Raw genomic sequence first — 25,211 nt, forward strand, 5'->3', positions numbered from 1 at the left:
CACAACGGTTGTGGCCAAGTCCTGGCGTGGCGTTGTGATGGGGCGTCGGGGCAAGTATGTTGTCCTGGAATCGGTTCCTCAATGGCAGTGGAGATCGCTGCCTCTGGGTCCGTGATCCATCCGAAGAGGAGAAAACACATGGCACTGTCACAGCGATACCGCCTGCTCGCTCCCCTCGCCCTGGTCGGAGCGGCGGCGATCGCCCTGACCGGATGCGCGGAGGCCGCACCCGGTGGCGGAGACGGCGGTTCCGACGGCAAGTCGACGATCCGCATCGCGGGCGGCATCACCGGCGGCGAGGCCGATGCTCTCAACGAGTCGTTCGCGCAGTTCACGAAGGACACCGGCATCGAGGTCGAGTACATCGGCGACAAGAGCTTCGAGGGCAACATCGTCACGAAGGTGACCGGTGGCGACGCCCCCGACATCGCGATCGTCCCGCAGCCGGGTCTCCTGAAGACCCTGGTCGACACGGGCAAGGTCCTGGAGGCGCCCGAGAGCGTCTCGAAGGCCGTCGATGAGAACTGGTCCGCCGACTGGAAGAACTACGGCACCTTCGACGGCACCTTCTACGCCGCGCCGATGCTGGCCAACCTCAAGGGCTACGTCTGGTACTCGCCGGCGAGCTTCGAGGAGTGGGGCGTCGAGGCCCCGAAGACGTGGGATGAGCTGATCACGCTCACCGACACCATCCGCGAGAAGACCGGGAACGCACCGTGGTGCGCGGGCTTCGCCTCCGATGCGGCATCCGGCTGGCCGGGAACCGACTGGATCGAGGACCTCGTGCTCCGCCAGTCCGGCGCGGACACCTACGACAAGTGGGTCGCCGGAGACGTGAAGTTCACCGATCCCGAGATCAAGGAGGCGTTCGACGCCGTCGGGGAGATCCTGCTCAACCCGGACTACGTCAACGCCGGATTCGGCGACGTCAAGAGCATCAACTCCACCGCGTTCGGCGACGTGGCGGCCAAGGTCGCCGACGGCAGCTGCGCGCTGACCCACCAGGCGTCGTTCCTGTCGGCCAACTTCCTCGACGTGACCAACGCCGACGGTGAGACCCCGACGGTCGCCCCCGACGGCGACGTCTACGCGTTCCTCCTCCCCGGCATCAACGAGGGCGACCTGAACGTCGAGGGCGGCGGCGAGTTCGTGGCGGCCTTCAACGACGACCCGTCCACCGTGAAGGTGCTCGAGTTCATGGCGTCCCCCGAGTTCGCGGACGCGCGCGTCAAGCTGGGCGGCGTGATCTCCGCCAACAAGAACGCCGACCCGAGCCTGGCCTCGAGCGAGTTCCTGCAGGAGGCCATGAAGACGCTCCAGGACGACAGCACGGTGTTCCGCTTCGACGCATCCGACCTGATGCCGTCGACCGTGGGCTCCGGCTCGTTCTGGAAGGGCCTGATCGACTGGGTGGACGGCAAGTCCACCGACGAGGTCCTCAGCGACATCCAGGCCGGTTACGAGAACTGACGCTGCGCGCTAGTCTGAGCGCTACCTGCTGACAGGTGCGGGGTCGGGCCATGGCGTCCGACCCCGCACCCGCATCATCTCCCGGGCCGTGCCTGGCGCGACCCCGTGGCACCGGAGCGAAACGGTGCAGTACCCAGAAGGGGAATCCATGTCGCAAGTGATCATCGACGAGACAGAGACGAGCGAGCCGCCGCAGACCACGCACGGCGCCGACCCGAAGGGCCGTGCGATCACCCGCACGCTCGTCGTGGTCGGCTTCGCACTGATCGCCGCGCTGTTCTTCCTGCTGATCTTCTCGGCGCCCGCCGAGGATCCCGCCCGCATCGCGCTCGGGCCGGTCTCGCTCAACACCTTCTTCATGTGGCTCGGCGATCTGCATCCGCTGATCCAGATCCCGATCATCCTCATCGCCTTCGGCGCCGTCGTCGCCGCCATCCTGGTGCTCATCGAGTACGCGCCGCGTCCGGGCAGGGGCTACTTCATCCTCCGGCTCGTGGCGTGCCTGGCCGTCCCCGTGCTGGCCTTCATGATGCTGCGTCCGTATTCGAACGCCGTGCTGTACGTGGTGGGCATCGCTCTGCTCAGCGGTGCGCTGCTGTTCTTCGCCGACTACCGCTCCAGGCAGGGCGCCGGCTACCTGTTCCAGCTCATCCTCTTCCTCGCCCCGGCCGCGATCATGCTCCTGATCGGATTGATCTACCCGGCCATCGCGACGTTCTTCAAATCCTTCTTCGACAAGACCGGCACCGACTTTGTGGGCCTGGAGAACTACATCTGGGTGTTCACCAACCCCGTCGGCACCTGGTCCGTGATCAACACCCTCATCTGGGCGCTGGTGGCGCCCACCCTCTCGGTCGCCTTCGGCCTCGCCTACGCCGTGTTCATCGACCGGGCGCGCGGCGAGAAGGTGCTGAAGGTGCTCGTCTTCATGCCCGTCGCGATCTCGTTCGTCGGCGCGGGCATCATCTGGAAGTTCATGTACGACTACCGGCAGGGCGAGCAGCTCGGTCTGCTCAACGCCATCGTGACGCTGTTCGGCGGCGACCCGGTGAGCTGGCTGGCGGTGAAGCCGCTGGTGAACACCGTCATGCTGCTGATCGTGTTCATCTGGACCCAGACCGGCTTCGCGATGGTGATCCTGTCCGCGTCCATCAAGGCCGTCCCCGTCGAGCAGATGGAGGCCGCGGAGCTGGACGGCACCAACGCCTGGCAGCGGTTCTGGAACGTCACGGTCCCCGGCATCCGCTCCTCCCTGATCGTCGTGCTGACCACCATCGCGATCATGTCGCTGAAGGTGTACGACATCGTCGCCGTCATGACCGGTGGCCGCGATGACACCACCGTCCTCGGCTTCGAGATGGTCAACCAGCAGCAGCGTTTCCAGAGCTACGGGCACTCCTCCGCGCTGGCGGTGGTGCTGTTCCTCTTCGTGCTGCCCCTGATCATCTACAACGCCCGATCGCTGAGCAAGCAGAGGGAGATCCGCTGATGACCACCACCGAAGCCGTCGTGAGGGACACCCGCACCAAGCGCCAGGTCGCCCGCGACACCCGCCGCACAGAGGCCATCGCCCACAAGAAGCTCACCTCGAAGGGGGCGACGATCGCCGCGGTGATCATCGCGTTCTTCTGGACGATTCCCACCTTCGGCCTGTTCGTGACCTCGTTCCGTCCCGGGGCCGACACCCAGTCCACCGGGTGGTGGACCGTCTTCGTCGACCCGAAGTTCACCCTGGACAACTACTTCGAGGCGCTCACCGCCGGAGGCACATCCACGACGCTGTCCGTCGCGTTCGTGAACTCGCTGGCGATCACCATCCCCGCGACGTTCCTCCCGATCGCGCTGGCCTCGCTCGCCGCGTACGCGTTCGCGTGGATCGACTTCAAAGGCCGGAACCTGCTGTTCGTGTTCGTGTTCGCCCTGCAGATCGTGCCGCTGCAGATGTCGCTCGTGCCGCTGCTGAGCCTGTTCTCCAACGGTCTGACGATCGGCGACGTGCCGGTGTTCCCCGGGTTCACGCTCGGCGACATGGAGTACAGCTTCGCCCGGGTGTGGATCGCGCACGCGATCTTCGCACTGCCGCTGGCGACGTTCATGCTGCACAACTTCATCGCCGAGATCCCCGGCGACGTCATCGAGGCGGCACGCGTGGACGGCGCGGGCCACGGCCAGGTGTTCTTCCGCATCATCCTGCCGCTGGCGATGCCCGCCATCGCCTCGTTCGGCATTTTCCAGTTCCTGTGGGTATGGAACGATCTGCTCGTCGCGACGATCTTCGCCTCGCCGGGCGCGCTGCCCATCACCCAGGCGCTGAACTCGCTGTCGGGCACATGGGGCAACCGCTGGTTCCTGCAGTCGGCGGGTACCTTCATCTCGATCATCGTCCCGCTCATCGTGTTCTTCGCCCTGCAGCGCTTCTTCGTGCGCGGTCTGCTGGCCGGCGCGACGAAGGGCTGATCCGCAGGACGGGTCCGCACACGACCGCCGCCCCGAATCCACGATTCGGGGCGGCGGTCGTTCCTGTGCACGGGCCGGGGTAACACTCTCAGCGGTGGGCGGGCATCCGTCTAGCCTGAAGACCATGCGCTATGCCGAGAACATCGTCGACCTCGTCGGCGACACGCCCCTTGTCAGGCTCAACAGGGTCACTGACGGCATCGCGTGCACCGTGCTGGTCAAGCTCGAGTACCTGAACCCCGGCGGGTCGGCGAAGGACCGCATCGCGACGCGCATCATCGACGCGGCCGAGGCGGCAGGCGACCTGCGCCCCGGCGGGACGATCGTCGAGCCCACCAGCGGCAACACGGGCGTCGGACTGGCACTGGTCGCCCAGCAGCGCGGATACCGCTGCGTCTTCGTCGTGCCCGACAAGGTCGGCGAGGACAAGATCGACGTGCTGCGCGCCTACGGAGCGGAGGTGGTCGTCACCCCGACCTCGGTCCCCGCCGACAGCCCGGAGTCGTACTACAGCGTCAGCGACCGGCTCGCGCGGGAGATCCCCGGGGCCTTCAAGCCCAACCAGTACGAGAACCTCAACGGTCCGCGCAGCCACTACGAGACCACCGGTCCGGAGATCTGGCGTGACACCGACGGCGGTGTCACGCACTTCGTCGCCGGCGTCGGGACGGGTGGCACGATCACCGGCACGGGACGGTACCTGCGCGAGGTGTCCGAGGGACGGGTCCGCATCATCGGCGTCGACCCCGAGGGCAGCGTCTACAGCGGCGGCTCGGGTCGGCCCTACCTTGTGGAGGGCGTCGGCGAGGACATCTGGCCGGGAGCGTACGACCCGCAGGTGCCGCACGAGATCGTCGCCGTGACGGATGCTGAGGCCTTCGCGATGACGCGCAGGCTCGCCCGCGAGGAGGGGATCCTCGTCGGCGGCTCCAGCGGCATGGCGGTGGTGGGCGCCCTGCGCGTGGCGCGCGGGCTTCCCGCGGAGGCGGTCATGGTGGTGCTTCTCCCCGATGGCGGTCGCGGGTACCTCGGCAAGATCTTCAACGATTCCTGGATGCGCTCCTACGGCTTCAGTGACGTGGAGGCGGAGGAGACCGTCGCCGATGTGCTGACGGCCCGCGACACCATCGTCCGGCAGAAGCAGGAGACCGGTCGCAGCATTCCGGCGCTCGTGCACACGCATCCGGATGAGACGGTGCTCGAGGCCATCGGCATCATGACGGAGTACGGGGTCTCGCAGCTGCCGGTGCTCAGCGCCGAGCCCCCCGTGATGATGGGGGAGGTGACGGGCGCCGTCGACGAGAAGGGGCTGCTGGACCTGCTGTTCCGCGGGGAGGCGAAGCCCGGCGACCGCGTGGGCGCGCACACCGGTGAACAGCTGCCGCTCATCGGCATCCACGACTCGGTTGCGCAGGCGCGCGCGGCCCTGGCGGGCGCCGACGCGCTGCTGGTCACCGTGGACGGCCGGCCGCACACCGTGCTCACCCGGCAGGATCTGCTGGGGTACCTCGCGCGCTGACACGGTGCGGCCGCGTCGCCGATGTGCGCGGATATCCGGATGCCGGGACGCGGCCCGGCCCGACGTCCGGCGTAACAGGAGGCCCTCTCGTCGCCGCGCACGGCGTACCGTGTGATGACCCCCTGAACCGATCGATCCTCTGAGGAGCGTCATGACCGACCACGCCTTCGCCACCCGCGCCATCCATGCGGGTCAGGCACCCGACCCGCTCACCGGTGCGATCATCCCGCCCATCTACCAGGCGTCCACGCATGTGCAGGACGGCATCGGCGGCTTCCGGGAGGGATACGAGTACAACCGGGCGGGCAATCCGACCAGGTCTTCACTGGAGACCCAGCTGGCCGCGCTGGAGGGCGGCGCGGCGGCGCTGTCCTTCTCCTCCGGACTCGCCGCTGAGGACGCCCTGCTGCGCGGCATCCTGCGCCCCGGCGACCACGTGCTGCTGGGCAACGACGTGTACGGCGGCACGTACCGTCTGCTGACGAGGGTCTTCGCGCCATGGGGGATCGAGACCACGACGGCCGACCTGCGGGACGCCGACGCCGTCCGTGCCGCACTGCGCCCGCAGACCAGGGTGGTGTGGGTGGAGACGCCCAGCAACCCGCTGCTGAAGATCGTCGACATCACGGCGCTCGCCGAGATCGCCCACGCGGCCGAGGCCGTGCTGGTCGTCGACAACACGTTCGCCTCGCCCGCCCTCCAGCAGCCGCTGGCACGGGGCGCCGACGTGGTCGTGCACTCCACCACGAAGTATCTGGGCGGCCATTCCGACGTGCTCGGCGGCGCCGTGGTGCTGCGCGATGACCGCTTCACCGAGGCGGTGAGGTTCCAGCAGTTCGCCGTCGGCGCGGTCTCCGCGCCTCTGGACGCCTGGCTCACCACCCGCGGCATCAAGACGCTCCCGGTGCGCGTCCGCCAGCACTGCGCGAACGCGCAGGCCATCGCGGAATGGGCGTCGAGCCGTCCGGAGTTCTCCGAGGTCTACTACCCCGGACTGCCCTCGCACCCCGGGCACGACATCGCCGCGCACCAGATGAGCGGCTTCGGCGGGATGCTGTCTCTGGGCCTGGCGGCAGGCCCTGCGGTCGCGCGCAGGTTGGCGGAGTCCACCTCGCTGTTCCAACTGGCGGAGTCGCTGGGCGGAGTGGAGTCGCTCATCGGGTACCCGCCGGACATGACTCACGCCTCCGTGCGCGGCACCGAGCTCGCCGTTCCGGAGAACCTCGTGCGCCTGTCCGTGGGCATCGAGGAGGTCGCCGATCTCATCGCCGACCTCGAGGAGGGCCTCGACCGCGCGGTCTCGGTCTGACCCGCGTGCGCAGCCGGCGCGCGTGCGTGTCCGACTGATCCGGCCGGCTGCTCAGCCCATCAGGGTGAGCAGCGCATGCGAGGGCTCCAGCGCCTCCAACTCATGCGGTTCGGAGGCCGTGACCTGGATGGCGCCTCCGGCGGTGAGGTCGTATTCGACGCCGGCGACGCGGAACAGGATGCGGCCGGAGACGACGTTGACGAGGATCGGCACCGGTGCACGGTGCTCGCGCAGCACGGCCCCGGAATCCATCACGAGCGTGCGGATCTTGAACCCGTCGCCGTCGAGGGTGCGGTGCGGGCGCACGCGCCCCGCTTCGACGGGGTGGGCGGCGACGACGTCGGCGGCGGAGGCGGCCAGCAGCTGGTGAGAGGTGACGAAGCTCATGATCCGAGCGTAGCCCCGTCCGCGGACCTCCGGCTGCGGCGGCCACCCGGGCCTGCGGGCAGAATGAGACGATGACCCGATCTCGGATGCTGACCGCCGGAGGCGCGCTGCTGGCAGCGGGCCTCGTGCTGGCCGTGGCGGTGATGGCCGTCCCCGATGGGGCGCCCGGTGCCGTGGATGCGGACTGGAACCGTCTGATGGTCCGCGTCCGGCAGCCGTGGATGGTGGATGCCGCCCGCGTGCTGGACGTCATCGGCGGTGGTTGGGCGGCCGCGCTCCTCGGGCCGGTGCTCATCATCGGCGTGCTGCTGATGCGGCGTCGGGCCCGGTCCGCGGTGTATGCGGCCGCGGCTCTGGCGATCAGCGCGGGGCTCGTGCAGTCGATCAAGGGGATCCTGGGGCGGGCACGGCCGGAGGACCTCCTGGTGTCCTCGGACTTCGGCTCCTTCCCGTCCGGGCACACTGCCAATGCGGCGACGGTGGCAGTGGTGCTGGCGCTGCTGTTCCCCCGGCGCTGGGTCGTGGCGGTGGGGGTCTGCGGGACGGCGATGATGGCGCTGTCGCGCACGATTCTCAGTGTCCACTGGCTGACCGACACCATCGGCGGGATGCTGCTGGGGGCGGCGGCGGCGCTGCTCGTTGCGGCGGCTGTCGGCGGATGGGCGTCGATAGGGTGGACGCGTGGCCCCGCATCCGAGCAGGCGGAGGCCGGGGAGGGCCCTGTGCCGAGCATCCGTCCGTACCGTCCGTCGGATCTGGAGGCCGTGTACGACGTGTGCGTGCGCACGGCGGACGGCGGGGCCGATGCGCGGGGGATCCTCGCCGACGACAGGCTGTGGGGCGACGTCTTCGCTGTGCCGTACGTGCAGCGGCATCCGGATCTGGCCTGGGTCGTCGAGTCCGGAGACGGACGCGCTGTCGGCTATCTCGTGGCGACGGACGACACCGAGGCCTTCGAGACCTGGTTCCGTGACGAGTGGTGGCCCGGCGTCGCAGCCCGGTACCCGACGTCGGGGTCGACCCGGCCGACCAGGCAGGACGAGCTGATCGGCTATGCGGGCAGGCGCGGCCCCGGGCGCGAACCGCACGCCGCACGGTACCCCGCGCACCTGCACATCGACCTGCTTCCGGAGACTCAGGGACAGGGCCTCGGGCGCGAGCTGATGCAGACGCTGCTGACCGAGCTGCGCCGCCGCGGCGTCGCCGGTGTGCACCTGGGCATGAACCCCGACAACACCGGTGCGGGCGCCTTCTACGAGAGACTCGGGATGAGCAGACTGGAATCCGGCCCCGACAGCACGATGTACGGGCTGCGGCTGGATTGAGGCTCACCGACACCTCGGATCGAGGTGGGGACCGCCAGTGCCTCTGAGCGGGGCTTCACGACTGCGGACAGATGGCGGTGATGGAGGGATTCGAACCCTCGGTTGCTTGCACAACACACGCTTTCCAAGCGTGCTCCTTCGGCCGCTCGGACACATCACCAAGGAACAACTTGTCCATCCTAACCGATCCTCGGAGCGCTTCACGCCGTGCGCGCGATGCTCCTGACGCGGGTTCCGGCGTGCGGCCGGAGCGAGACGCGGCGCGCCTAGAATCGCAGGGTGCCCACCCCGAAGATCGTGCTGTTCTACGCGTTCGCCCCACTGGCGGATCCGGAGGCGATCCGGCTGTGGCAGCGCGACCTCTGCGAGGGGCTGAGGCTGCGCGGACGCATCCTCATCTCGAAGGACGGCATCAACGGCACCCTGGGCGGTGACCTCCCGGCGGTGAAGACCTGGCTGCGGAGCTTCCGCGAGTATCCGGCCTTCAAGAATGCCGACGTGAAGTGGAGTGAGGGCACGGGGGTGGACGCCCACGGGCGCAGCCTGGACTTCCCCCGGCTGAGCGTCAAGGTGCGGGAGGAGATCGTCTCCTTCGGTGCGCCGGACGAGCTGAGGGTCGATGAGCGCGGCGTCGTCGGCGGGGGAGAGCGACTGACTCCCGAGCAGCTGCACGAGCTCATGGCCGAGCGCGGTGACGAGGTGGTCCTCTTCGACGGGCGCAACGCGCTGGAGGCGGAGATCGGGCGCTTCCGAAACGCGATCGTGCCGGACGCGGAGACCACCCGGGACTTCGTACGGCTGCTGGATTCGGGTCGCTACGACGATCTGAAGGACAGGCCCGTCGTCACCTATTGCACGGGTGGCATCCGCTGCGAGGTGCTCTCCAGCCTCATGGTCTCGCGCGGTTTCGGCGAGGTCTACCAGCTCGACGGCGGCATCGTGCGCTACGGCGAGACCTACGGCGACGACGGGCTGTGGGAGGGGTCGCTGTACGTGTTCGACGGACGGGGATCGGTCGACTTCTCCGATCACGCGGCCGTGATCGGCCAGTGCGCCGGGTGCGGCGCGGCGACCAGCCGGACCGCGAACTGCCCGGACGCCTCCTGCCGCCGGCAGTTCGTCGTGTGCGCCGACTGCGGTGCGGTGCCCTGCGACCAGCACGCCCCCGCCGGAGGCTGACGGAGCGGACGGTCCGCAGCAGGGGGCGTCCGTCAGCGACGGCGGTTGAACAGGGACGCCGGGAGGAGCCGCGCCCGCAGGCGCTGACGTGCATCGACGCTCGCGCCGAGCTGCGCGATCACGATCTGCAACGGGGCGGAGAGGTCGCCGGCATCGGGAGCGGTGCGCGCGTAGCTGCGGTGCTCCACGGCCCGCACCAGACGCTCGAGCGCGGCGGTATCCACACCGCGGGACGTCGCCAGGACATCGGCCCGCACACGCGCGGTCTGCGCCTCGGGCACGGCCAGCCCCAGATCGACCAGGGTGTCCGTCAGCTCCCGCCAGGCGGCCATCGCATCGCCGGAGTGCGCCCGGCCCCGTCGCACCGCCCGGCGCAGCTCGCGCACCAGGGCGGGCAGCGCCAGCACGAGGAGGACACCCAGCGCGGTCAGCATCACCGGTGTCGGGTCCAGCCGCTGGAGCGGGGTGCTCTCGCCGGCGCTCGGCTCTTCCTCGAGCCCGTCCGACCGTGTGGGCGCAGTGGAGGGGCCGGTGGAGGGGTCCGCACTCGCCTCCGGTGCGTCCCCGCCGCCTCCGTCGGCGTCCGCGGAGGCGGCGGCGAACGCGGTGGGAACGCCGAGGGTGGCCGTCGGCTCGAACGGCACCCAGCCGATGCCGGCGAAGTGCACCTCGGGCCAGGAGTGCAGCTGGTCGCTGGAGACCGAGTACACCCTGCCGTCGTCGCGCAGTTGATCGGTCGGAGTGCCGGGCAGGTAGCCGACGACGATCCGCACCGGCATGTCCAGCGTCGAGGCCATCAGTGCGAACGCCCCGGCGAAGTGGATGCAGTAGCCGGTGCGCGCCTGGAGGAACGTCGCCACCGCATCTGCGCCGGTGCCGTCGAACCCTTCCTCCACCGGAGCATCCAGCGAGTAATCGAATTCGGTGCGGAACCAGTCCTGCAGTGCGACGAGCCGGTCGTAGTCGGTATCCGCGTCCGCCGTCACCTCCGTCGCGAGCTCGCCGATGATCGGGGACAGCCCCTCCGGAAGATCCGGGACCCGGACACCCGAGGCCGATGATGCGCGGATCTGCTCGAGGGTGGGCTTCGCGGTGGCCGCTTCGACCGTGTAGTCGGCTCCGGCGGCATCCGCGGTGAGGCTGGTCGCCGTCCGGTTCGCCGGCATCGCCGACCAGCCGGGGTCGGCGTCGATCACCCTCTCGGGCGCATAGGGAAGCGGGAGGCGGTCGCTGGAGACGCCGGTGACGCGGATCGACACCTCGGTCTCGACGGTCGTGATCTCCTCGGACCAGTCCCGCTCGCCGAATCCCTCACTCAGCGGCACGCGATCGGCACGGTCGGGCCGCCACACCTCGCCGTCGAAGCTCGACAGCGTCGCCATCCGCAGGTAGGGCGCGGAGGAGGCCGAGGTCACCAGCGTCAGTGCTTCGATGCCCTCCGGGCGGCGCAGGTCATCGCCCAGGCGCAGGTCGGCGCTGACGGTGAGCATCGGTCCCGTGCCGCTCAGAGCGGATGCCAGCGGCGCGGCGGGCGCGACCATGAGCGCCGTGACGACAGCGAGAGCGCCGACGAGGATCGCGCTCGGGAAGGAGGCGCTCCGCGGTGCCCGCGGATCGTGCCGGGCACCGAACCGCAGCAGCAGGAGGATCGTCACCGACTGCAGGAGGAACCAGGCGATGTCGACGGCGCCGAACGAGACGAGCATGGGCATCGCGCCCAGGAGCGACGTCAGCAGCACGGCGAGGATCACCAGCCGGTGCACGATCAGCTGGTCGATGAGGATGGTGGCGGCGGCGAAGACCAGCCCCAGCAGCGCGGCCATCGCGAGAGTCGCGGCGACGGGCGCGACGCCGGTCAGGATCTCGTCGACGCTCTGCACCAGCAGCAGCCCCATCAACCGCAGGGAGGCGCCGGTGGGCACCATGCCGAACCGTGCGGTGTCGCCCACGAGCACGGCCGTGCAGACGAGGACGGCCGCCGTCGCCTGCACGAGCAGCACCAGCGGATGCCGGATGCCGGAGCGCACGCTCGCGAGCGCCGCGCGTGCGAGCATCCCCGCGACCACGACGACGATGATGATCGCGCTGCAGCTGAACGTCCACGGACCCGGCAGCACGACACCGGTGTACGGCCAGAGCGCGACGAAGGCCGCGAAGGCCGTGAGCAGGCCGGGGCCGACCGCGCCGATCCTGACGCGGTCGGGGGACGGGGACGGCTCAGCCATGCGTCACCGCCGACAGCGGGAGAGCGGACGCCCACGCCGCGGGCAGCTCCCCGGCGGAACCGGGCTGCACGCTCGGATGCCAGCCGTGCAGCCGCAGCCGGCTCAGCGCGGCCTCGCTCGCCGCGGCGGCGAACAGCAGCGGCACCGCGGCTCCCGCGGTGCCCAGCTTCTCGGCATCCGTGTCCTCGAGTGCTCCGGTGATCAGCACGAGCGGTCCGGGAGGGGAGCTGCCGACGACGGTGCGCAGGTCGCGCGCGCCGCCGCGCGGCGCGACCTGCGCGAGCGCGATCATGAGGTCCTCGCGGTCCTCCTCGAAGCCGCGCAGCGCACCCAGCAGCACGCCGGTGCTGTCGAGCACATCGACGCTGTATCCGTCCTGCGCGAGTCGCAGGGCGGCGGACGCGCACAGCGTCACGGCGCACTCGAACGCCGGGTCGGGCTCTTCGCCGGGGCGCGCCCAGCGGTCCGCCGCGCGGTCGAGGACGACCAGCGCGTCCGGGCTGGACTCCGCCTCCTCCTGACGCACCATGAGGTCGCCGCGATGCGCGGTCGCGCGCCAGTGGATGCGTCGACGGGAATCCCCGGACGAGTACGGTCGGGGGATGAGGTCGTCGGCACCCTGGCCGAGGCGCGTCGAGCGGGTCTGCGCCGAACCGCCGGCCGCCCCGATCCTCGTCGGCAGCGGGGCGAGGGCGACCGTCTGCGGGATGACGGTGATCGTGCGGGTGCCGCCGAACTCCTGCCGGCGCCGGGCGAGCCCGAACGGGTCGGTGGTGTGCAGCAGCAGCGGTCCGAGAGTGGAGATGCCGCGGTGCACCCCCTCCAGGTCGTAGCGCAGTGCATCCTCGGGGTAGTCGCCGGTGGCGCTCCCGCGCACGGCGGACGGGAGGGTGTCGCTCCAGATCCCCGTCGGGATGCCGAACGCGTACAGGTCGAAGCGCACCGTGACGCGGGACGTCTCGCCCACCGTGAGCAGGTCGGTGGAGATCTGCCTGGTGACGGTGCCGCGCCGTCGTGGCAGACGCACCGTCACGAGGGACAGCAGCGGCAGGGCGATGAGCAGCACGCCGAGGTGCACCAGCGGTCGCGCCGACACGAGGTTGGCGACCACGATCAGGAGGAGGCCGGAGAGCAGGCTCGCCCAGCCGCGTGCGGTCAGCGGGCGGGTCTTCATGCGGGGCTCAGCGGCGGGCGCCGGCGAAGGGGACCGGCACACGGGAGATGATCTGAGCGAGCGCGGCCTCGACAGGCTGGGCGCCGGCGCGGTGCAGTCCGCGCGCGGCCAGCAGGCGGTGTGCGAAGACGGGGATCACGAGCCCGGTGATGTCGTCGGGGATGACGAAGTCGCGCCCGTCGAGCGCTGCACTGACCTTCGCCGCGCGCAGCAGCTGCAGCGTCGCACGGGGGCTGGCGCCGAGGTGCAGCCCGGGGTCCTGTCTGGTGGCCTGGGCGAGCGTGACCGTGTACTCCTCGAGGGATTCCGCGACATGCACGCGCCGCGCCCAGGCGATGAGCATCCGCACGGTCCGCGCATCCACCACGGGGGTGACCGCCGACAGCGGGTCGACCGACTCGCGCCTGCGCAGCATGAGCGTCTCTGCAGCGGCATCCGGATATCCCATCGAGATGCGCATCATGAACCGATCCCGCTGCGCCTCCGGCAGAGGGTAGGTGCCCTCCATCTCCAGCGGATTCTGCGTGGCGACGACGAGGAACGGATCGGGGAGTCGGTGCGTGGCGCCATCGACGGTCACCTGCTGCTCCTCCATCGCCTCCAGCAGGGCGGACTGCGTCTTCGGCGAGGCGCGGTTGATCTCGTCGGCGATGACGATGTGCGCGAACACGGCTCCGCGCTTGAACTCGAACTCGCGCCGAACGGGGTCGTACACGGCGACGCCCGTGACGTCGCCGGGGAGCAGATCGGGGGTGAACTGGATGCGGCGCACGTCGGCGTCGATGCTGGCGGCGAGTCCACGGGCGAGCATGGTCTTGCCCACACCCGGCACGTCCTCGATGAGCAGATGGCCTTCGGCGAGGAGGCAGATCAGCGCGCTGCGCACGGCCTCGGGCTTGCCGTCGATGACGGCGGACACCGAGGCGATGATGCGAGAGGTGTGCTCGGCGAACCGCGCGGCGGTGAGCTGCTCAGTGCTCGGCTCGGTCAGCTGCTCTGGCATGCGGTGCCTCCCCTGCGCGACGGTGCGGACTCCGATCGTAACCCGGCGAGGTGTGCGTCGGCGCCGCCCTCACCCCCACAGAGTGGTGCGCGGGGCGGAGCCGTCCAGATATCCGGTGTGCGCCCGGGCCGCACGCAGCACCGACAGGCCCTCCTCGCCCTGCGGCTCGACGAGGGCGCAGGGGGTCACGGTCTCCCGCCACAGCTGCGCGAAGCGCTGGGCATCCGCTCGTCGCCTGCCGATCTGCTGCGGGACCGGGAGCCAGGCGCCCGGGCCGCGGGAGCCGACGCTGCGCAGGAGGAAGCGCGGGGTGCGCACCGGGCCGAACAGCTCCTGCACGGCATCCGTCAGTGTCGTCCGGGCACGGGAGGGACCCTGGAACATCATCCGCAGACGCGAGGATCCGTCCGGCAGGTGCAGCAGGTCGACCTCGATCGCGTCATCGGAGAGCACCGGGATGCGTTCCGCCTCCGTCAGCGCCCTCGCAACCGCCTGCACGGCCGCGAGGTGGATGAGGGCCGGATCGTGGTGTCGACGGATGATGCGGGCGATCGCCCGGGTACGCGAGGCGAGTGCGGTGACGACGCCTCCCGCCGCGGCGATGCCGATCCCGGCGAGCAGCGGCATCGCCTGGCCGGCGGACGCGCAGACGGTGATGGTCAGGCCTCCGGTGACAGCGGCTCCGGCGATGAACGGCCAGGTCGTGCCTGCGGCGACCGTGGGAACGATGCGCGTGAGCTCACTGCGGCGGACGGCCCGCACTGCGACCACCTCGCGCTCCCTGCTGCGGTACGGCTCGCCGATGCGCCAATCGTCCCGGGTCTGCGCCCGTGGGCGCAGGCTCGCGAGCGCAGCGCGATTGAGCTCGTCGATCGACGTGGATGCGTCCTTCGCGACCACGCGGTCGAGCAGGTTCCGGGTCCGCTCATCCAGGGCGGCATCGAGCCCGGTGATCACCCGGGTGCGGTCGTCGGCACTCAGCCCCCACAGATGGCTGTGCCTCCGGCGGAGCCGGTCGAGCTCCGCCGAGTCGTCGAGATCGACATGCGGCGGGATGAGGCAGGTCACCGACCAGTTGTGCGCGACCTTCTGCGGCCACTGCGGATCCAGGCGGAGGGTCCTCCCGCGCAGCTGCTGGGTGCCGGTGCTGGTGGCCACAGTGGTCAGGTCGATGAGGGTGTTCACCGCCGGGCAGTCCCAGCCCTCGCCGAGGAGCCCACGGGTTCCCACCAGCAGGCGCACCGAGCCGGCGCTCACCAGTTGCGATACCGCCGCGACGAGCCTTCCCCCGCCGTAGCCGGGCACACGCAGCACGCGGGTGGCGCCGACGCCGTCGACGACCTCGGCCTGGACGCCGAGCGCCTCCTGAAGCGCATCCGCGATCTGCTCCGCGGCGGTGTCGGTGGTGCGCAGATGCTGCGCGGTCAGCAGCACCGGGGTGAGCGCGGCGGTCACCGGATCAGCGGCCAGCAGGTCGAACACGCGCAGGGCTCCGGGTGCCGCATCGCCGGTCAGACCGCGATTGTCGCCCGATTCGACGACATCCGTCACCACGACCGCGCGGATGCGCTCGCCGTCGGGCTCGGCCAGCTCCCGGCGCAGGATGTCGACGGCGGCGTGATCCTTGGCGACCGAGGTCGCCAGCGTCGTCTCCAGCGGGTTGCGGCCCCGGCGGATGCCGCGGTCGGTCAGGTGCAGCCCGAAGTCGGCCAGCGCGCCCTTCACATAGCGCCACTGATCGCGGGCGGCCGGATCCGGGAGCAGCCGGCCCAGTGAGAACCTCGCCAGCACCAGCAGCAGATCATCGGTGCCGGCCCGTCCGAACAGCTTCGGGTCCAGCAGGGCGCACAGCGGATGCCGGGGTGCGACGGCCCGGAGCACCGCGCCGCACGAGGCGGCGAAGGCGAAGTCCTCGCTGAGCGCGCGGTCGATCCCCAGACGGCGCATCGTCTCCGTCGGAGGAGAATCGGATTCGGCGACGTCGGGCTGCAGCTGCTCCTGCAGGTAGGAGAGCCCGTCGGGGGTGGAGAGCACCTGCACCATCAGCTCGTGCAGCTGGGCCTCGCTGCGACGGATGAAATGCGCCTCCTGCGGAACAGGCTCGGTGAACCAGACGTGCGCGCGGTAGGGCGCGAGATGGCCCGACTTCACCACGGCGGGCGTGGGAACCTCGTAGTCCACGTCCCCCAGAAGCTGCGTGTAGTTGTCGAAGCCCGTGCCGTCGTCCGGTGACGGCAGGGTCGCGGTCAACCCGATCAGCAGCCCGGTGCCACCGCGCTCGCGGATCCTGGCCCGGAGATAGGCCACCACGATCGCCCAGTGGTCGAGCAGGTGATGACATTCGTCGAGCACGATCGTGTCGATGCCGGCCTCGACGATCCGCTCCATCAGTTCGAGGGCGTTCGGATGCAGCACGCGGCTCAGCGAGTCGGGGCGGGCCTGGGCGAAGCGGCGGCGCAGCCGTGCGGCGCGCTTGCGGATGCCGCGGCGGTACTGCGAGCGGTTGTCCACCGCGAGGGCGGCGAGCCATGTGGCGGCGTCCGCCTCGGTGCGCCCGGCCTCGGTCAGCTCGTCCGTCCACTGCGCGCGGGCCAGATCGTCGAAGGGCGAGCTGTCGCCGGTCACGCTGAGGACCTGGTAGGTCAGAGCCGTCAGATCCGCGAGCGACTCCGGATCGTCGGACACGCTGTCGGGTGCGGCCGTGAGGGTGCGTGCCGTGCGGACCCACTGCTGACGGATCGTGAGCGTGGGGGAGAGCACGAGCGTGCGCCGCCCCTCGCGGACTGCCAGCAGGAGCCCGAGCAGGGTCTTGCCCGAGCCCGGTGGGGCGACGATGTGCATCGCCGCGTCTGCGGGAGCGGCGGGGATCTGCGCGAGCACCTCCGCCTGGTAGGGCCGGAGCTCGCCGTCGAACCGCCAGTCGGCGAGAGGGCGGGGCTGTGCATCCATCGACACCGAGCGTAGCGGCCGGGGTGGGCGACCGGTGCCGGTGCCGACCCGTCCGACGGGACTCCCGCGGTCGGGTAGACTCGTGGGCGGCTCTCCGCGTGACGGCATCCAGGCCAATTCCCCCAGGGCGGAAACGCAGCAAGGGTAACCGGGCTCTGTCGGGTGCGCGGAGGGTCTTCTTCATCTCCGGCGTGATCCGGTGACCGCCGTCCAGGCTCCTCCTGACCTGACCTGTCAAGATCGTCGTGTGACCGCATCCGCTCCTCCCGCCGCGCGCTCGTCGCGGGCCTCCCGCTTCCTCGCGCCGGTCGGACTGCTCGCGCTGATGTGGGCGATCCAGACGGCGGATGCGGTGCTGCCGGGCTCGTTCACGGGCTGGGGCCTGCGCTCGTGGGACCTCGGCAGTCTGCCGGGTCTCGTGCTGGGGCCGCTGCTGCACGCGGGCTGGGCGCATCTGATCGCCAACTCCGGGCCGTTCCTCGTGCTGGGGTGCCTGGTCGCGGTCGAAGGGGCGAGACGGTTCTGGTTCGTGACGGCGGTGGTCGCGCTGGTGGGCGGGGCCGGGACCTGGCTGCTGAACGTGCCGGGAACCCTCACGGTGGGGGCGTCCGTGCTGGTGTTCGGGTATTTCGGATACGTCGTGCTGCGGGTGTTCTCGCCGCACCGGCTCGCGCATCGCTTCGCATACGCGACGATCGCGGTGATCGTCGTCGTGCTGTACGGGGCGACGATGCTCGCCGGCATCCTCGGCGCCGCGCCGGGGGTGTCCTGGCAGGCGCACCTGTTCGGCGCGGTCGGTGGTGGGATCGTCGCGGTCGTGGGACGTCGTAGGAGACACGAGGCGTGAGCGGACGCCGCTCCCGGGCGACGGTCCTGCGGCGACGTGCACGGCGCCGCAGGGAGCGACGACGGATGCGGAGGGTGGCCGTGGTCACCGCATCCGTCACCCTGGTCGCGGCGGCCCTCCTCGCCGTGCTGGGGCTGCTGACCGCCCCACGCCCGCAGGCGCCGTGCCCGGATGGACCCGGGGCGCTCCCGGCGGCGGGCGTGGCAGGATGGCGCGGGGACCAGCTCGTCAACGCGGCCATCATCGTCCGCACCGCCCAGGAGCTGGGCTTCGACCGGGACGGGCAGATCATCGGGGTGATGGCGGCGATGGGGGAGAGCTCGCTGCACAACATCGACCACGGGGACTGGGAGACCTCCGGCGTCACCAATCCCGACGGCAGCCGCACCTCGAGCGTCGGGCTGTTCCAGCAGCAGTCCTGGTGGGGCAGCGTCCAGGAGCGGATGGATCCCGCGACCGCCGCGACGATGTTCTTCACCCGGCTGGGACGGATCCCGCAGTGGCAGAGCCTGCCGCCCTCGCACGCGGTGAACCGGGTGCAGATCAACTCCGATCGCGAGCACTATGCGCGGTTCCACGACGACGCGGCCGAGGTCGTGGATGCACTGGCGGCGACGTGCGGGGAATGAGCGCGGAGCCGGACCGTGCGCGGATCACTAGGCTCTCAGTGTGGCGCGCAGCATCTACATCACCTCCGCCGAAGGGCACACCGGCAAGTCCACGATCGCCCTGGGGGTGCTGGACACGCTGATGCGCGTGTCGCCTCGCGTGGGGGTGTTCCGGCCCATCGCGCGCTCCTCCGCCGAGTGCGACGATGTGCTGGAGCTCATGCTCGCCCACGACGGGGTGAGCCTCGAGTACGAGGAGTGCATCGGCGTCACCTACGACGACGTCCGCCGCGACCCCGAGGGCGCGCTGGCGACCATCGTCTCCCGCTTCAAGGCCGTCGAGGCGCAGTGCGACGCCGTCGTCGTCCTCGGCAGCGACTACACCGCCGTCGCCAGCCCGGCCGAGCTCGGCTACAACGCCCGCATCGCCGCCAACCTGGGCGCCCCCGTGCTGCTGGTGCTCTCCGGCCGCGACCAGCAGCATCAGGCCGAGCAGCTGGGCACCACCACTGCACGCACGCCCGAGCAGGTGGGGCAGATGGCCTCGCTGGCGTTCTCGGAGCTCGCCACCGAGCGCGCGGAGCTGTTCGCCGTGGTGGTCAACCGCGCGGACCCGGATGCCCTGGACGAGACGATCCGGGAGGTGCGCGCTGCGCAGTCCCGGCCGACACCGGTGTGGGCGGTCCCCGAGGACCGCGTCCTCGTCGCGCCGTCCATGCGCGGCATCCTGCGCGCCGTCGAGGGGCGCCTGGTCAAGGGCGACCCCGCGATGCTGGACCGCGAGGCCTTCGACGTCATCATCTCGGGGATGTCGATGGTCAACGTGCTGCCGCGGCTGACCGACGGCGCCGTCGTCGTGATCGCCGCAGACCGCACCGAGGTGCTGCTCGCGGCGCTGCTGGCCTCGGCATCCGGCACCTTCCCGCAGATCGCCGGCATCGTGCTCAACGGTCCGTTCGCGCTTCCCGACTCCATCGAACGGCTGCTGGAGGGCATGTCCGTGGGCGTCCCCATCATCGCCACCGATCTCGGCACCTTCGACACCGCCACACGCATCATGAACTCCCGCGGGCGGATGAGCACCGAGTCCGTGCAGCGCTACGAGCGGGCACTGGCGGCCTTCCAGACGCACATCGACGTCACCGAGCTGACCGTCGAGCTGGGGCTGGCGCGCTCCTCCGTGGTCACGCCCCTCATGTTCGCCTACGGGCTCATGGAGCGCGCGAGCTCCGACCGCAGGCGCATCGTGCTGCCGGAGGGCGATGACGATCGCATCCTGCGGGCCGCGGCGATCCTGCTCGCCCGCGGCGTCGCCGACCTGACCATCCTGGGTGATGAGGCCGAGGTGCGCTCCCGCGCCGCCTCGCTGGGGCTCGACATCGCGCAGGCGCAGGTGCTCAGCCCCACCGACCCCGAGCTGGTCGCCCGGTTCGCCCAGGAGTACGCCCGGCTGCGCGCTCACCGGGGGATCACGCTGCAGCAGGCGGCGGACACCGTCACCGACGTGTCGTACTTCGGCACCATGATGGTGCATCTGGGGCTCGCCGACGGCATGGTCTCCGGCGCCGCGCACACCACCGCGCACACCATCCGGCCCTCGTTCGAGATCATCAGGACCAGGCCCGGCGTGGACGTCGTCTCGAGCGTCTTCCTCATGGCGCTCGCCGACCGTGTGCTGGTGTACGGGGACTGCGCGGTGATCCCCGACCCGACCAGCGCCCAGCTCGCCGACATCGCCGTCTCCTCCGCGGCGACGGCCCGGCAGTTCGGCATCGACCCGAGGGTCGCGATGCTCTCCTACTCGACGGGGGAGTCGGGATCCGGTGCCGACGTCGACAAGGTGCGCGAGGCCACCGCCCTCGTGCGCTCCCGCGACCCCGAGCTGCCGGTGGAGGGGCCGATCCAGTACGATGCCGCGGCCGATGCGGCCGTCGCCGCCGCGAAGCTTCCCGGCTCGACGGTCGCCGGCAGGGCGACGGTGTTCGTCTTCCCCGACCTGAACACCGGCAACAACACGTACAAGGCCGTGCAGCGGTCCGCCGGCGCCGTGGCGATCGGACCCGTGCTGCAGGGGCTGAACAAGCCGATCAACGATCTCTCTCGCGGCGCCCTCGTCGACGACATCGTCAACACCGTCGCGATCACGGCGATCCAGGCGCAGGAGGCCCGCGCATGAGCGTCGTGCTCGTGATCAACAGCGGGTCCTCGTCACTGAAGTACAGCCTCATCGATCCGGCGCGCGAGGCCGTGCCGGCCTCCGGCCTCATCGAGCGCATCGGCCAGGCCACGGGCGCGGTCGGGCACACCGTGCGGACGCTCGCCGAGCCGGGGCGGGCGGCGCCGGCCGTGCTGGACGCCACCTTCTCCGCCGAGCGGCGCGTCGCCGACCACGACGAGGCGTTCGCCGTCATGCTCGAGCAGTTCGCCGAGCACGGACCGCTGCTCTGGGAGCATCCGCCGGTCGCCGTCGGGCATCGCGTCGTGCACGGCGGGGCGCGCTTCGTCGAGCCGACGGTGATCACCGCGCAGGTGGAGGAGGCCATCGAGGACCTCATCGAGCTGGCGCCGCTGCACAACCCGGCCAATCTCGCCGGCATCCGCGCCGCGCGCTCCGCGTTCTCCGACGTGCCGCACGTCGCCGTCTTCGACACGGCGTTCCACCAGACCCTGTCGCCGGCCGCGTACACGTACGCGATCGACGCGGCGACGGCGCGCGAGCACCGCATCCGCCGCTACGGCTTCCACGGCACCAGCCACAAGCACGTCTCCGAGGCGGCGGCGAGGTTCCTCGGCGCCCCCGTGGGGGCGCTGCGGCAGATCGTCTTCCATCTCGGCAACGGCGCCTCGGTCACCGCCGTGGACGGCGGACGGTCCGTGGAGACCTCGATGGGGTTCACCCCTCTGGAGGGCCTGGTCATGGGCACGCGGTCGGGTGACATCGACCCGGCCGTCCTGTTCCACCTCGCCCGCCGGGCGGGGATGGACGCCGACGAACTGGACACCCTGCTCAACAAGCGCAGCGGGCTGCTGGGCATGGCGGGTCGCCTCGACATGCGCGACATCCTCGCCGGTCGCGCGGCGGGGGAGGAGGAGGCGACGCTGGCCTATGACGTCTACATCCACCGGCTGCGCGCCTACGCGGGTGCGTACATCGCGCAGCTGGGCGGTGTGGATGCGATCGTCTTCACCGCCGGAGTCGGGGAGAACGCCGCCGACGTGCGGGCGGATGCTCTGGCCACACTGGGCTTCCTGGGAGTGCGGGTCGATCCCGAGCGGAACACGGCGCGGGCCCGCGGCATCCGCCGCATCTCCGCCGACGACTCGGGAGTCGAGGTCCTCGTCGTCCCCACCGATGAGGAGCTGGAGATCGCCCGGCAGACGCTCGGCGCGATCTGACCTCCACCGCGGCGCGCACCGTTCACGTGGCGTGCGGCGGTCCTGCGCTCATTAGGCTGGAATCGCATCATCCCGATCGGAGGCACCGTGTCCGCAGCACCGCCCGACCTGCACCGCTCCGCAGGCGTGCTCTTCGACCTCGACGGGGTGCTCACCCCCACCGCCGAGGTGCACATGCGGGCGTGGAAGCGCGTGTTCGACGACGTGCTGACGCAGTGGGGAGTCGCCGAGCCGTACACGGATGCCGACTACTTCGCCCACGTCGACGGAAAGAAGCGGTACGACGGCGTGGCGAGCCTGCTGCACAGCCGCAGCATCGAGATCCCATGGGGTCGGGTCGACGATCCGCCCGAGGCCGAGACGATCTGCGGCATCGGCAACCGCAAGAACGCCGCCTTCGCGCTCGCGCTGCGCAGCGAGGGCATCGCCGCGTACCCCGGTTCGCTGTCCCTGCTGCAGAGTCTGCGCCGGGCGCAGGTCCCGATGGGCGTGGTGTCCAGCTCGAAGAACGCGGAGGAGGTGCTGGCATCCGCCGGCATCCGCGACTTCTTCCGCGTCGTCGTCGACGGCGTCGTGGCCGAGCGCGACCACCTGGCCTCCAAGCCCGCGCCCGACATGTTCCGGGAGGGCGCCCGGATGCTGGGCGTCGACCCCTCCTCCGCCGTCGCCGTGGAGGACGCCGTCTCGGGGGTCGGATCCGCGGCATCCGCCGGCTACGGCACCATCGTCGGCGTCGATCGCGGCGCCGGATCCGACGCGCTGCGCGAAGCCGGCGCGACCTGTATCGTCGATGATCTTGCGCGGTTGCTGCCCGACGGCACGCGCTGACAGCCCCACCACCTCTCACCCGGAGAACGCAGCATGATCGACCGCGACCGCCGCCCCGTAGATCCCTGGCGCCTCATCGAGACCTGCTATGACGAGGACGGCGTCTCCGAGACCCTGTTCTCGGTCGGCAACGGCTATCTCGGCCTGCGCGGGAACCACATCGAGGGGCGTGGCGCTCATGAGCACGGCACGTTCATCAACGGCCTGCATGAGACCTGGCCCATCCGGCACGCCGAGCAGGCGTACGGATTCGCGGAGGTCGGCCAGACCATCGTCAACGCGCCGGATGCCAAGGTCATGCGGGTCTACATCGACGACGAGCCGCTGTCCTTCGACGAGACCGAGCTCCACGAGTACTCGCGCGTACTGGACATGCGCACCGGGGTGCTCTCCCGCGACGTCGTCTGGGTCACTCCCTCCGGCAAGCGCGTGCGCATGCGCGATGAGCGCATCGTCAGCTTCGACGAGCGCCACCTGGCCGTGCTGAGGCTGGAGCTGGTGGTGGAGAATTCCGACGCCCCCGTGACCATCAGCTGCCAGCTGCTGAACAGGCAGGACGGCGCGGGCATCTACGCGGGCGACCCGATGGCCTCCAAATCCGAGAACAAGGCGGGATTCGACCCGCGCAGGGCCGAGCGGATCACCGCACGGGTGCTGCAGCCGGTGGAGTACTGGCAGGACGGTCTGCGTTCGGCGCTGTCCTATCGGGTGACGGAATCCGGCATGACCGTCGCCGTGGTCGCCGATCACATCGTCGACACCGAGAACGAGTTCAGCGCGCGCACGCTCATCGAGCCCGACATCGCCAAGAACGTGTTCCGCGTGCAGGCGAAGGCGGGCGTGCCGATCCGCATCAGCAAGATCGTCAGCTATCACAGCTCGCGGGGTGTGCCGCCTCGTGAGCTCGTGGACCGCTGCCGCCGTTCGCTGGATCGTGTGGGCGTGGAGGGCGTGGATGCGCTGTTCCGCGCCCAGGAGGCCTGGCTCGCCGCGTTCTGGGATCGCTCGGATGTGCGCATCGCGGGGCACGACGACCTGCAGCAGGCCATCCGCTGGTGCCTGTTCCAGCTGGCGCAGGCCGCCTCGCGTGCGGACGGGGCGGGCGTGCCGGCGAAGGGGCTGACGGGCTCCGGGTACAGCGGGCACTACTTCTGGGACACGGAGATCTACGTGCTGCCGTTCCTGTCGTACACGACCCCGCAGTGGGCGAAGAACGCGCTGCGCGCGCGGGTGCTCATGCTGCCGGCGGCACGGCGCAGGGCGAGCCAGCTCAATGAGGCCGGCGCCCTGTTCCCGTGGCGCACGATCAACGGCGAGGAGGCGTCCGCGTATTACGCAGCAGGCACCGCGCAGTACCACATCAACGCCGACATCAGCTATGCACTGGGGAAGTACGTGCGCGCCACCGGTGACGAGGAGTTCCTGCGACGGGAGGGCGCGGACATCGCCGTGGAGACCGCGCGGCTGTGGTCCACGCTGGGGTTCTGGCGGGGCGCCGCCGACGAGGCGACGTTCCACATCCACGGCGTCACGGGCCCCGACGAGTACACGACGGTCGTCAACGACAACCTGTTCACCAACGTGATGGCGCGCTACAACCTGCGTTTCGCCGCGCGCATCGTGCGCGAGATGGCGCAGCAGGACCCGGCCGCGTACGCGGGACTGGTGGAGCGCACGGGGCTGGAGGACGGGGAGCGGATCGCGTGGGAGCTGGCGGCGGAGGCGATGCACATCCCCTTCAGCGAGGGCCTCGGCATCCACCCGCAGGACTCGATGTTCCTCGAGCGCGAGGTGTGGGATCTGGAGGGCACGTCCCCGGATCAGCGACCGCTGCTGCTGCACTACCACCCGCTGGTGATCTACCGGTTCCAGGTGCTCAAGCAGGCGGATGTCGTGCTGGCGCTTTTCCTGCAGGGCAACCACTTCACCGCCGAGGAGAAGCTGGCCGACTTCGACTACTACGATCCGCTGACCACGGGGGACTCCACGCTGTCGGCCGTCGTGCAGTCGATCATGGCGGCCGAGGTCGGCTACCAGGATCTCGCGCGGGAGTACTTCGAACAGGCGCTCTACGTGGACCTGGGCGACCTGCACCACAATGCCGCGGACGGCGTGCACGTGGCATCCGCGGGCGGCGTGTGGACGGCTCTGGTGAGCGGTTTCGGGGGGATGCGCGACCATGACGGCGTGCTGAGCTTCGACCCCCGGCTGCCGGCGGACTGGCCGGAGCTGTCCTACCCGCTGCAGTGGCAGGGCAGCCGCCTGCTGATCACGCTCACCGCGGACGCCCTGCGCGTCGAGGTGCGCTCGGGCGAGCCGGTGGACTTCTGGGTGCGCGGCGAGCGGCACCGGGCCTCGGTCGCGGAGCCGGCGGTGGTCGCGCTGGCCGATCAGGGGCCGCGGCGCCCCGGCCGACCGACGCTGCGGCAGTTCGAGGACGCCCGCCGTGAGGACGGCACGCTCATGTCGCCGACGATTCCCGTCACGACGACATCGATCCCGGTGATCGGCGTGTTCGAGGACTGATCAGGGCAC

General features: G+C 70.5%; 18 protein-coding genes, 1 tRNA gene and 1 other RNA gene. 14 read left to right on the top strand and 6 right to left on the bottom strand.

Annotated elements, in window-relative coordinates; genetic code table 11:
- Positions 1-138: 138 nt before the first annotated feature.
- The 5 genes from ABD770_RS09470 to ABD770_RS09490 all read left to right on the top strand — a co-directional run bounded on the left by ABD770_RS09470 (position 139) and on the right by ABD770_RS09490 (position 6,755).
- Positions 139-1,470, top strand: coding sequence for an ABC transporter substrate-binding protein (locus tag ABD770_RS09470; RefSeq protein WP_344819308.1), 1,332 nt, complete (start codon positions 139-141; stop codon positions 1,468-1,470).
- A gap of 148 nt (positions 1,471-1,618) precedes the next feature.
- Complete coding sequence (locus ABD770_RS09475) at positions 1,619-2,959, top strand: ABC transporter permease subunit (RefSeq protein WP_344819309.1); 1,341 nt, start codon at positions 1,619-1,621, stop codon at positions 2,957-2,959.
- Entirely contained in the window at positions 2,959-3,927 is a 969-nt protein-coding gene (locus tag ABD770_RS09480; protein WP_344819310.1) for a carbohydrate ABC transporter permease, read from the top strand. The genes ABD770_RS09475 and ABD770_RS09480 overlap by 1 nt, the downstream gene beginning before the upstream one ends.
- Before the next feature lie 124 nt (positions 3,928-4,051).
- Positions 4,052-5,446: a cystathionine beta-synthase gene (locus ABD770_RS09485; protein WP_344819311.1), complete on the top strand. Its 1,395-nt coding sequence runs from the start codon at positions 4,052-4,054 to the stop codon at positions 5,444-5,446.
- A 151-nt stretch (positions 5,447-5,597) separates the two neighbouring features.
- Positions 5,598-6,755, top strand: a complete 1,158-nt coding sequence (locus ABD770_RS09490; protein ID WP_344819312.1) for a cystathionine gamma-synthase — start codon at positions 5,598-5,600, stop codon at positions 6,753-6,755.
- A 51-nt stretch (positions 6,756-6,806) separates the two neighbouring features.
- Here the strand turns inward: ABD770_RS09490 and ABD770_RS09495 are convergent, their stop codons facing one another.
- Positions 6,807-7,142 (bottom strand): cupin domain-containing protein, encoded by a 336-nt coding sequence (locus tag ABD770_RS09495; protein WP_344819313.1) that lies wholly within the window; start codon positions 7,140-7,142, stop codon positions 6,807-6,809.
- 71 nt (positions 7,143-7,213) lie between these two features.
- Between ABD770_RS09495 and ABD770_RS09500 the strand changes: the two genes are divergently transcribed.
- On the top strand, positions 7,214-8,467 hold the full coding sequence (locus ABD770_RS09500) for a GNAT family N-acetyltransferase (protein ID WP_344819314.1): 1,254 nt from the start codon (positions 7,214-7,216) through the stop codon (positions 8,465-8,467).
- A gap of 72 nt (positions 8,468-8,539) precedes the next feature.
- Here the strand turns inward: ABD770_RS09500 and ABD770_RS09505 are convergent.
- Positions 8,540-8,627: transfer RNA gene (locus tag ABD770_RS09505), tRNA-Ser, on the bottom strand.
- A 119-nt stretch (positions 8,628-8,746) separates the two neighbouring features.
- Between ABD770_RS09505 and trhO the strand changes: the two genes are divergently transcribed.
- Positions 8,747-9,646, top strand: a complete 900-nt coding sequence (trhO, locus tag ABD770_RS09510; RefSeq protein WP_344819315.1) for an oxygen-dependent tRNA uridine(34) hydroxylase TrhO — start codon at positions 8,747-8,749, stop codon at positions 9,644-9,646.
- 32 nt (positions 9,647-9,678) lie between these two features.
- Here the strand turns inward: trhO and ABD770_RS09515 are convergent, their stop codons facing one another.
- The 4 genes from ABD770_RS09515 to ABD770_RS09530 all read right to left on the bottom strand — a co-directional run bounded on the left by ABD770_RS09515 (position 9,679) and on the right by ABD770_RS09530 (position 16,997).
- Positions 9,679-11,871: a transglutaminase TgpA family protein gene (locus tag ABD770_RS09515; protein ID WP_344819316.1), complete on the bottom strand. Its 2,193-nt coding sequence runs from the start codon at positions 11,869-11,871 to the stop codon at positions 9,679-9,681.
- Complete coding sequence (locus ABD770_RS09520; protein ID WP_344819317.1) at positions 11,864-13,045, bottom strand: DUF58 domain-containing protein; 1,182 nt, start codon at positions 13,043-13,045, stop codon at positions 11,864-11,866. The genes ABD770_RS09515 and ABD770_RS09520 overlap by 8 nt, the downstream gene beginning before the upstream one ends.
- Before the next feature lie 7 nt (positions 13,046-13,052).
- A complete protein-coding gene (locus tag ABD770_RS09525; protein ID WP_344819318.1) occupies positions 13,053-14,048 on the bottom strand; it encodes an AAA family ATPase in 996 nt (331 codons plus the stop codon).
- A gap of 69 nt (positions 14,049-14,117) precedes the next feature.
- A complete protein-coding gene (locus ABD770_RS09530; protein ID WP_344819319.1) occupies positions 14,118-16,997 on the bottom strand; it encodes a DEAD/DEAH box helicase in 2,880 nt (959 codons plus the stop codon).
- Positions 16,998-17,082: 85 nt separating this feature from the next.
- On the opposite strand from ABD770_RS09530, the gene ffs reads away from it, so the two are divergent.
- The 7 genes from ffs to ABD770_RS09565 all read left to right on the top strand — a co-directional run bounded on the left by ffs (position 17,083) and on the right by ABD770_RS09565 (position 25,202).
- An RNA gene (gene ffs, locus ABD770_RS09535) (signal recognition particle sRNA small type) lies at positions 17,083-17,179 on the top strand.
- A 65-nt stretch (positions 17,180-17,244) separates the two neighbouring features.
- Positions 17,245-17,844, top strand: coding sequence for a rhomboid family intramembrane serine protease (locus ABD770_RS09540; protein ID WP_344819320.1), 600 nt, complete (start codon positions 17,245-17,247; stop codon positions 17,842-17,844).
- The gene (locus ABD770_RS09545) at positions 17,841-18,473 is read left to right on the top strand and encodes a hypothetical protein (RefSeq protein WP_344819321.1); all 633 of its coding nucleotides are present in this window, start codon (positions 17,841-17,843) and stop codon (positions 18,471-18,473) included. Before ABD770_RS09540 ends, ABD770_RS09545 begins: the two co-directional genes overlap by 4 nt.
- 40 nt (positions 18,474-18,513) lie before the next feature.
- Positions 18,514-20,628: a phosphate acetyltransferase gene (gene pta, locus ABD770_RS09550; protein WP_344819322.1), complete on the top strand. Its 2,115-nt coding sequence runs from the start codon at positions 18,514-18,516 to the stop codon at positions 20,626-20,628.
- The gene (locus ABD770_RS09555; RefSeq protein ID WP_344819324.1) at positions 20,625-21,848 is read left to right on the top strand and encodes an acetate/propionate family kinase; all 1,224 of its coding nucleotides are present in this window, start codon (positions 20,625-20,627) and stop codon (positions 21,846-21,848) included. The genes pta and ABD770_RS09555 overlap by 4 nt, the downstream gene beginning before the upstream one ends.
- Positions 21,849-21,935: 87 nt before the next feature.
- Positions 21,936-22,676 (top strand): HAD family hydrolase, encoded by a 741-nt coding sequence (locus ABD770_RS09560; RefSeq protein ID WP_344819325.1) that lies wholly within the window; start codon positions 21,936-21,938, stop codon positions 22,674-22,676.
- Between the two features lie 33 nt (positions 22,677-22,709).
- The gene (locus ABD770_RS09565) at positions 22,710-25,202 is read left to right on the top strand and encodes a glycoside hydrolase family 65 protein (protein WP_344819326.1); all 2,493 of its coding nucleotides are present in this window, start codon (positions 22,710-22,712) and stop codon (positions 25,200-25,202) included.
- Positions 25,203-25,211: the final 9 nt, after the last annotated feature.

Origin of the sequence: Microbacterium soli, from assembly GCF_039539005.1 — a bacterium.
GTDB lineage: Bacteria > Actinomycetota > Actinomycetes > Actinomycetales > Microbacteriaceae > Microbacterium > Microbacterium soli.

Bases quoted from the DNA above. Each gene is read 5' to 3' on its own strand.
- ABD770_RS09470 (WP_344819308.1), top strand. From the start codon at position 139: ATGGCACTGTCACAGCGATACCGCCTGCTCGCTCCCCTCGCCCTGGTC.
- ABD770_RS09475 (WP_344819309.1), top strand. From the start codon at position 1,619: ATGTCGCAAGTGATCATCGACGAGACAGAGACGAGCGAGCCGCCGCAG.
- ABD770_RS09480 (WP_344819310.1), top strand. From the start codon at position 2,959: ATGACCACCACCGAAGCCGTCGTGAGGGACACCCGCACCAAGCGCCAG.
- ABD770_RS09485 (WP_344819311.1), top strand. From the start codon at position 4,052: ATGCGCTATGCCGAGAACATCGTCGACCTCGTCGGCGACACGCCCCTT.
- ABD770_RS09490 (WP_344819312.1), top strand. From the start codon at position 5,598: ATGACCGACCACGCCTTCGCCACCCGCGCCATCCATGCGGGTCAGGCA.
- ABD770_RS09495 (WP_344819313.1), bottom strand. From the start codon at position 7,142: ATGAGCTTCGTCACCTCTCACCAGCTGCTGGCCGCCTCCGCCGCCGAC.
- ABD770_RS09500 (WP_344819314.1), top strand. From the start codon at position 7,214: ATGACCCGATCTCGGATGCTGACCGCCGGAGGCGCGCTGCTGGCAGCG.
- ABD770_RS09515 (WP_344819316.1), bottom strand. From the start codon at position 11,871: ATGGCTGAGCCGTCCCCGTCCCCCGACCGCGTCAGGATCGGCGCGGTC.
- ABD770_RS09520 (WP_344819317.1), bottom strand. From the start codon at position 13,045: ATGAAGACCCGCCCGCTGACCGCACGCGGCTGGGCGAGCCTGCTCTCC.
- ABD770_RS09525 (WP_344819318.1), bottom strand. From the start codon at position 14,048: ATGCCAGAGCAGCTGACCGAGCCGAGCACTGAGCAGCTCACCGCCGCG.
- ABD770_RS09530 (WP_344819319.1), bottom strand. From the start codon at position 16,997: ATGGATGCACAGCCCCGCCCTCTCGCCGACTGGCGGTTCGACGGCGAG.
- ABD770_RS09555 (WP_344819324.1), top strand. From the start codon at position 20,625: ATGAGCGTCGTGCTCGTGATCAACAGCGGGTCCTCGTCACTGAAGTAC.
- ABD770_RS09565 (WP_344819326.1), top strand. From the start codon at position 22,710: ATGATCGACCGCGACCGCCGCCCCGTAGATCCCTGGCGCCTCATCGAG.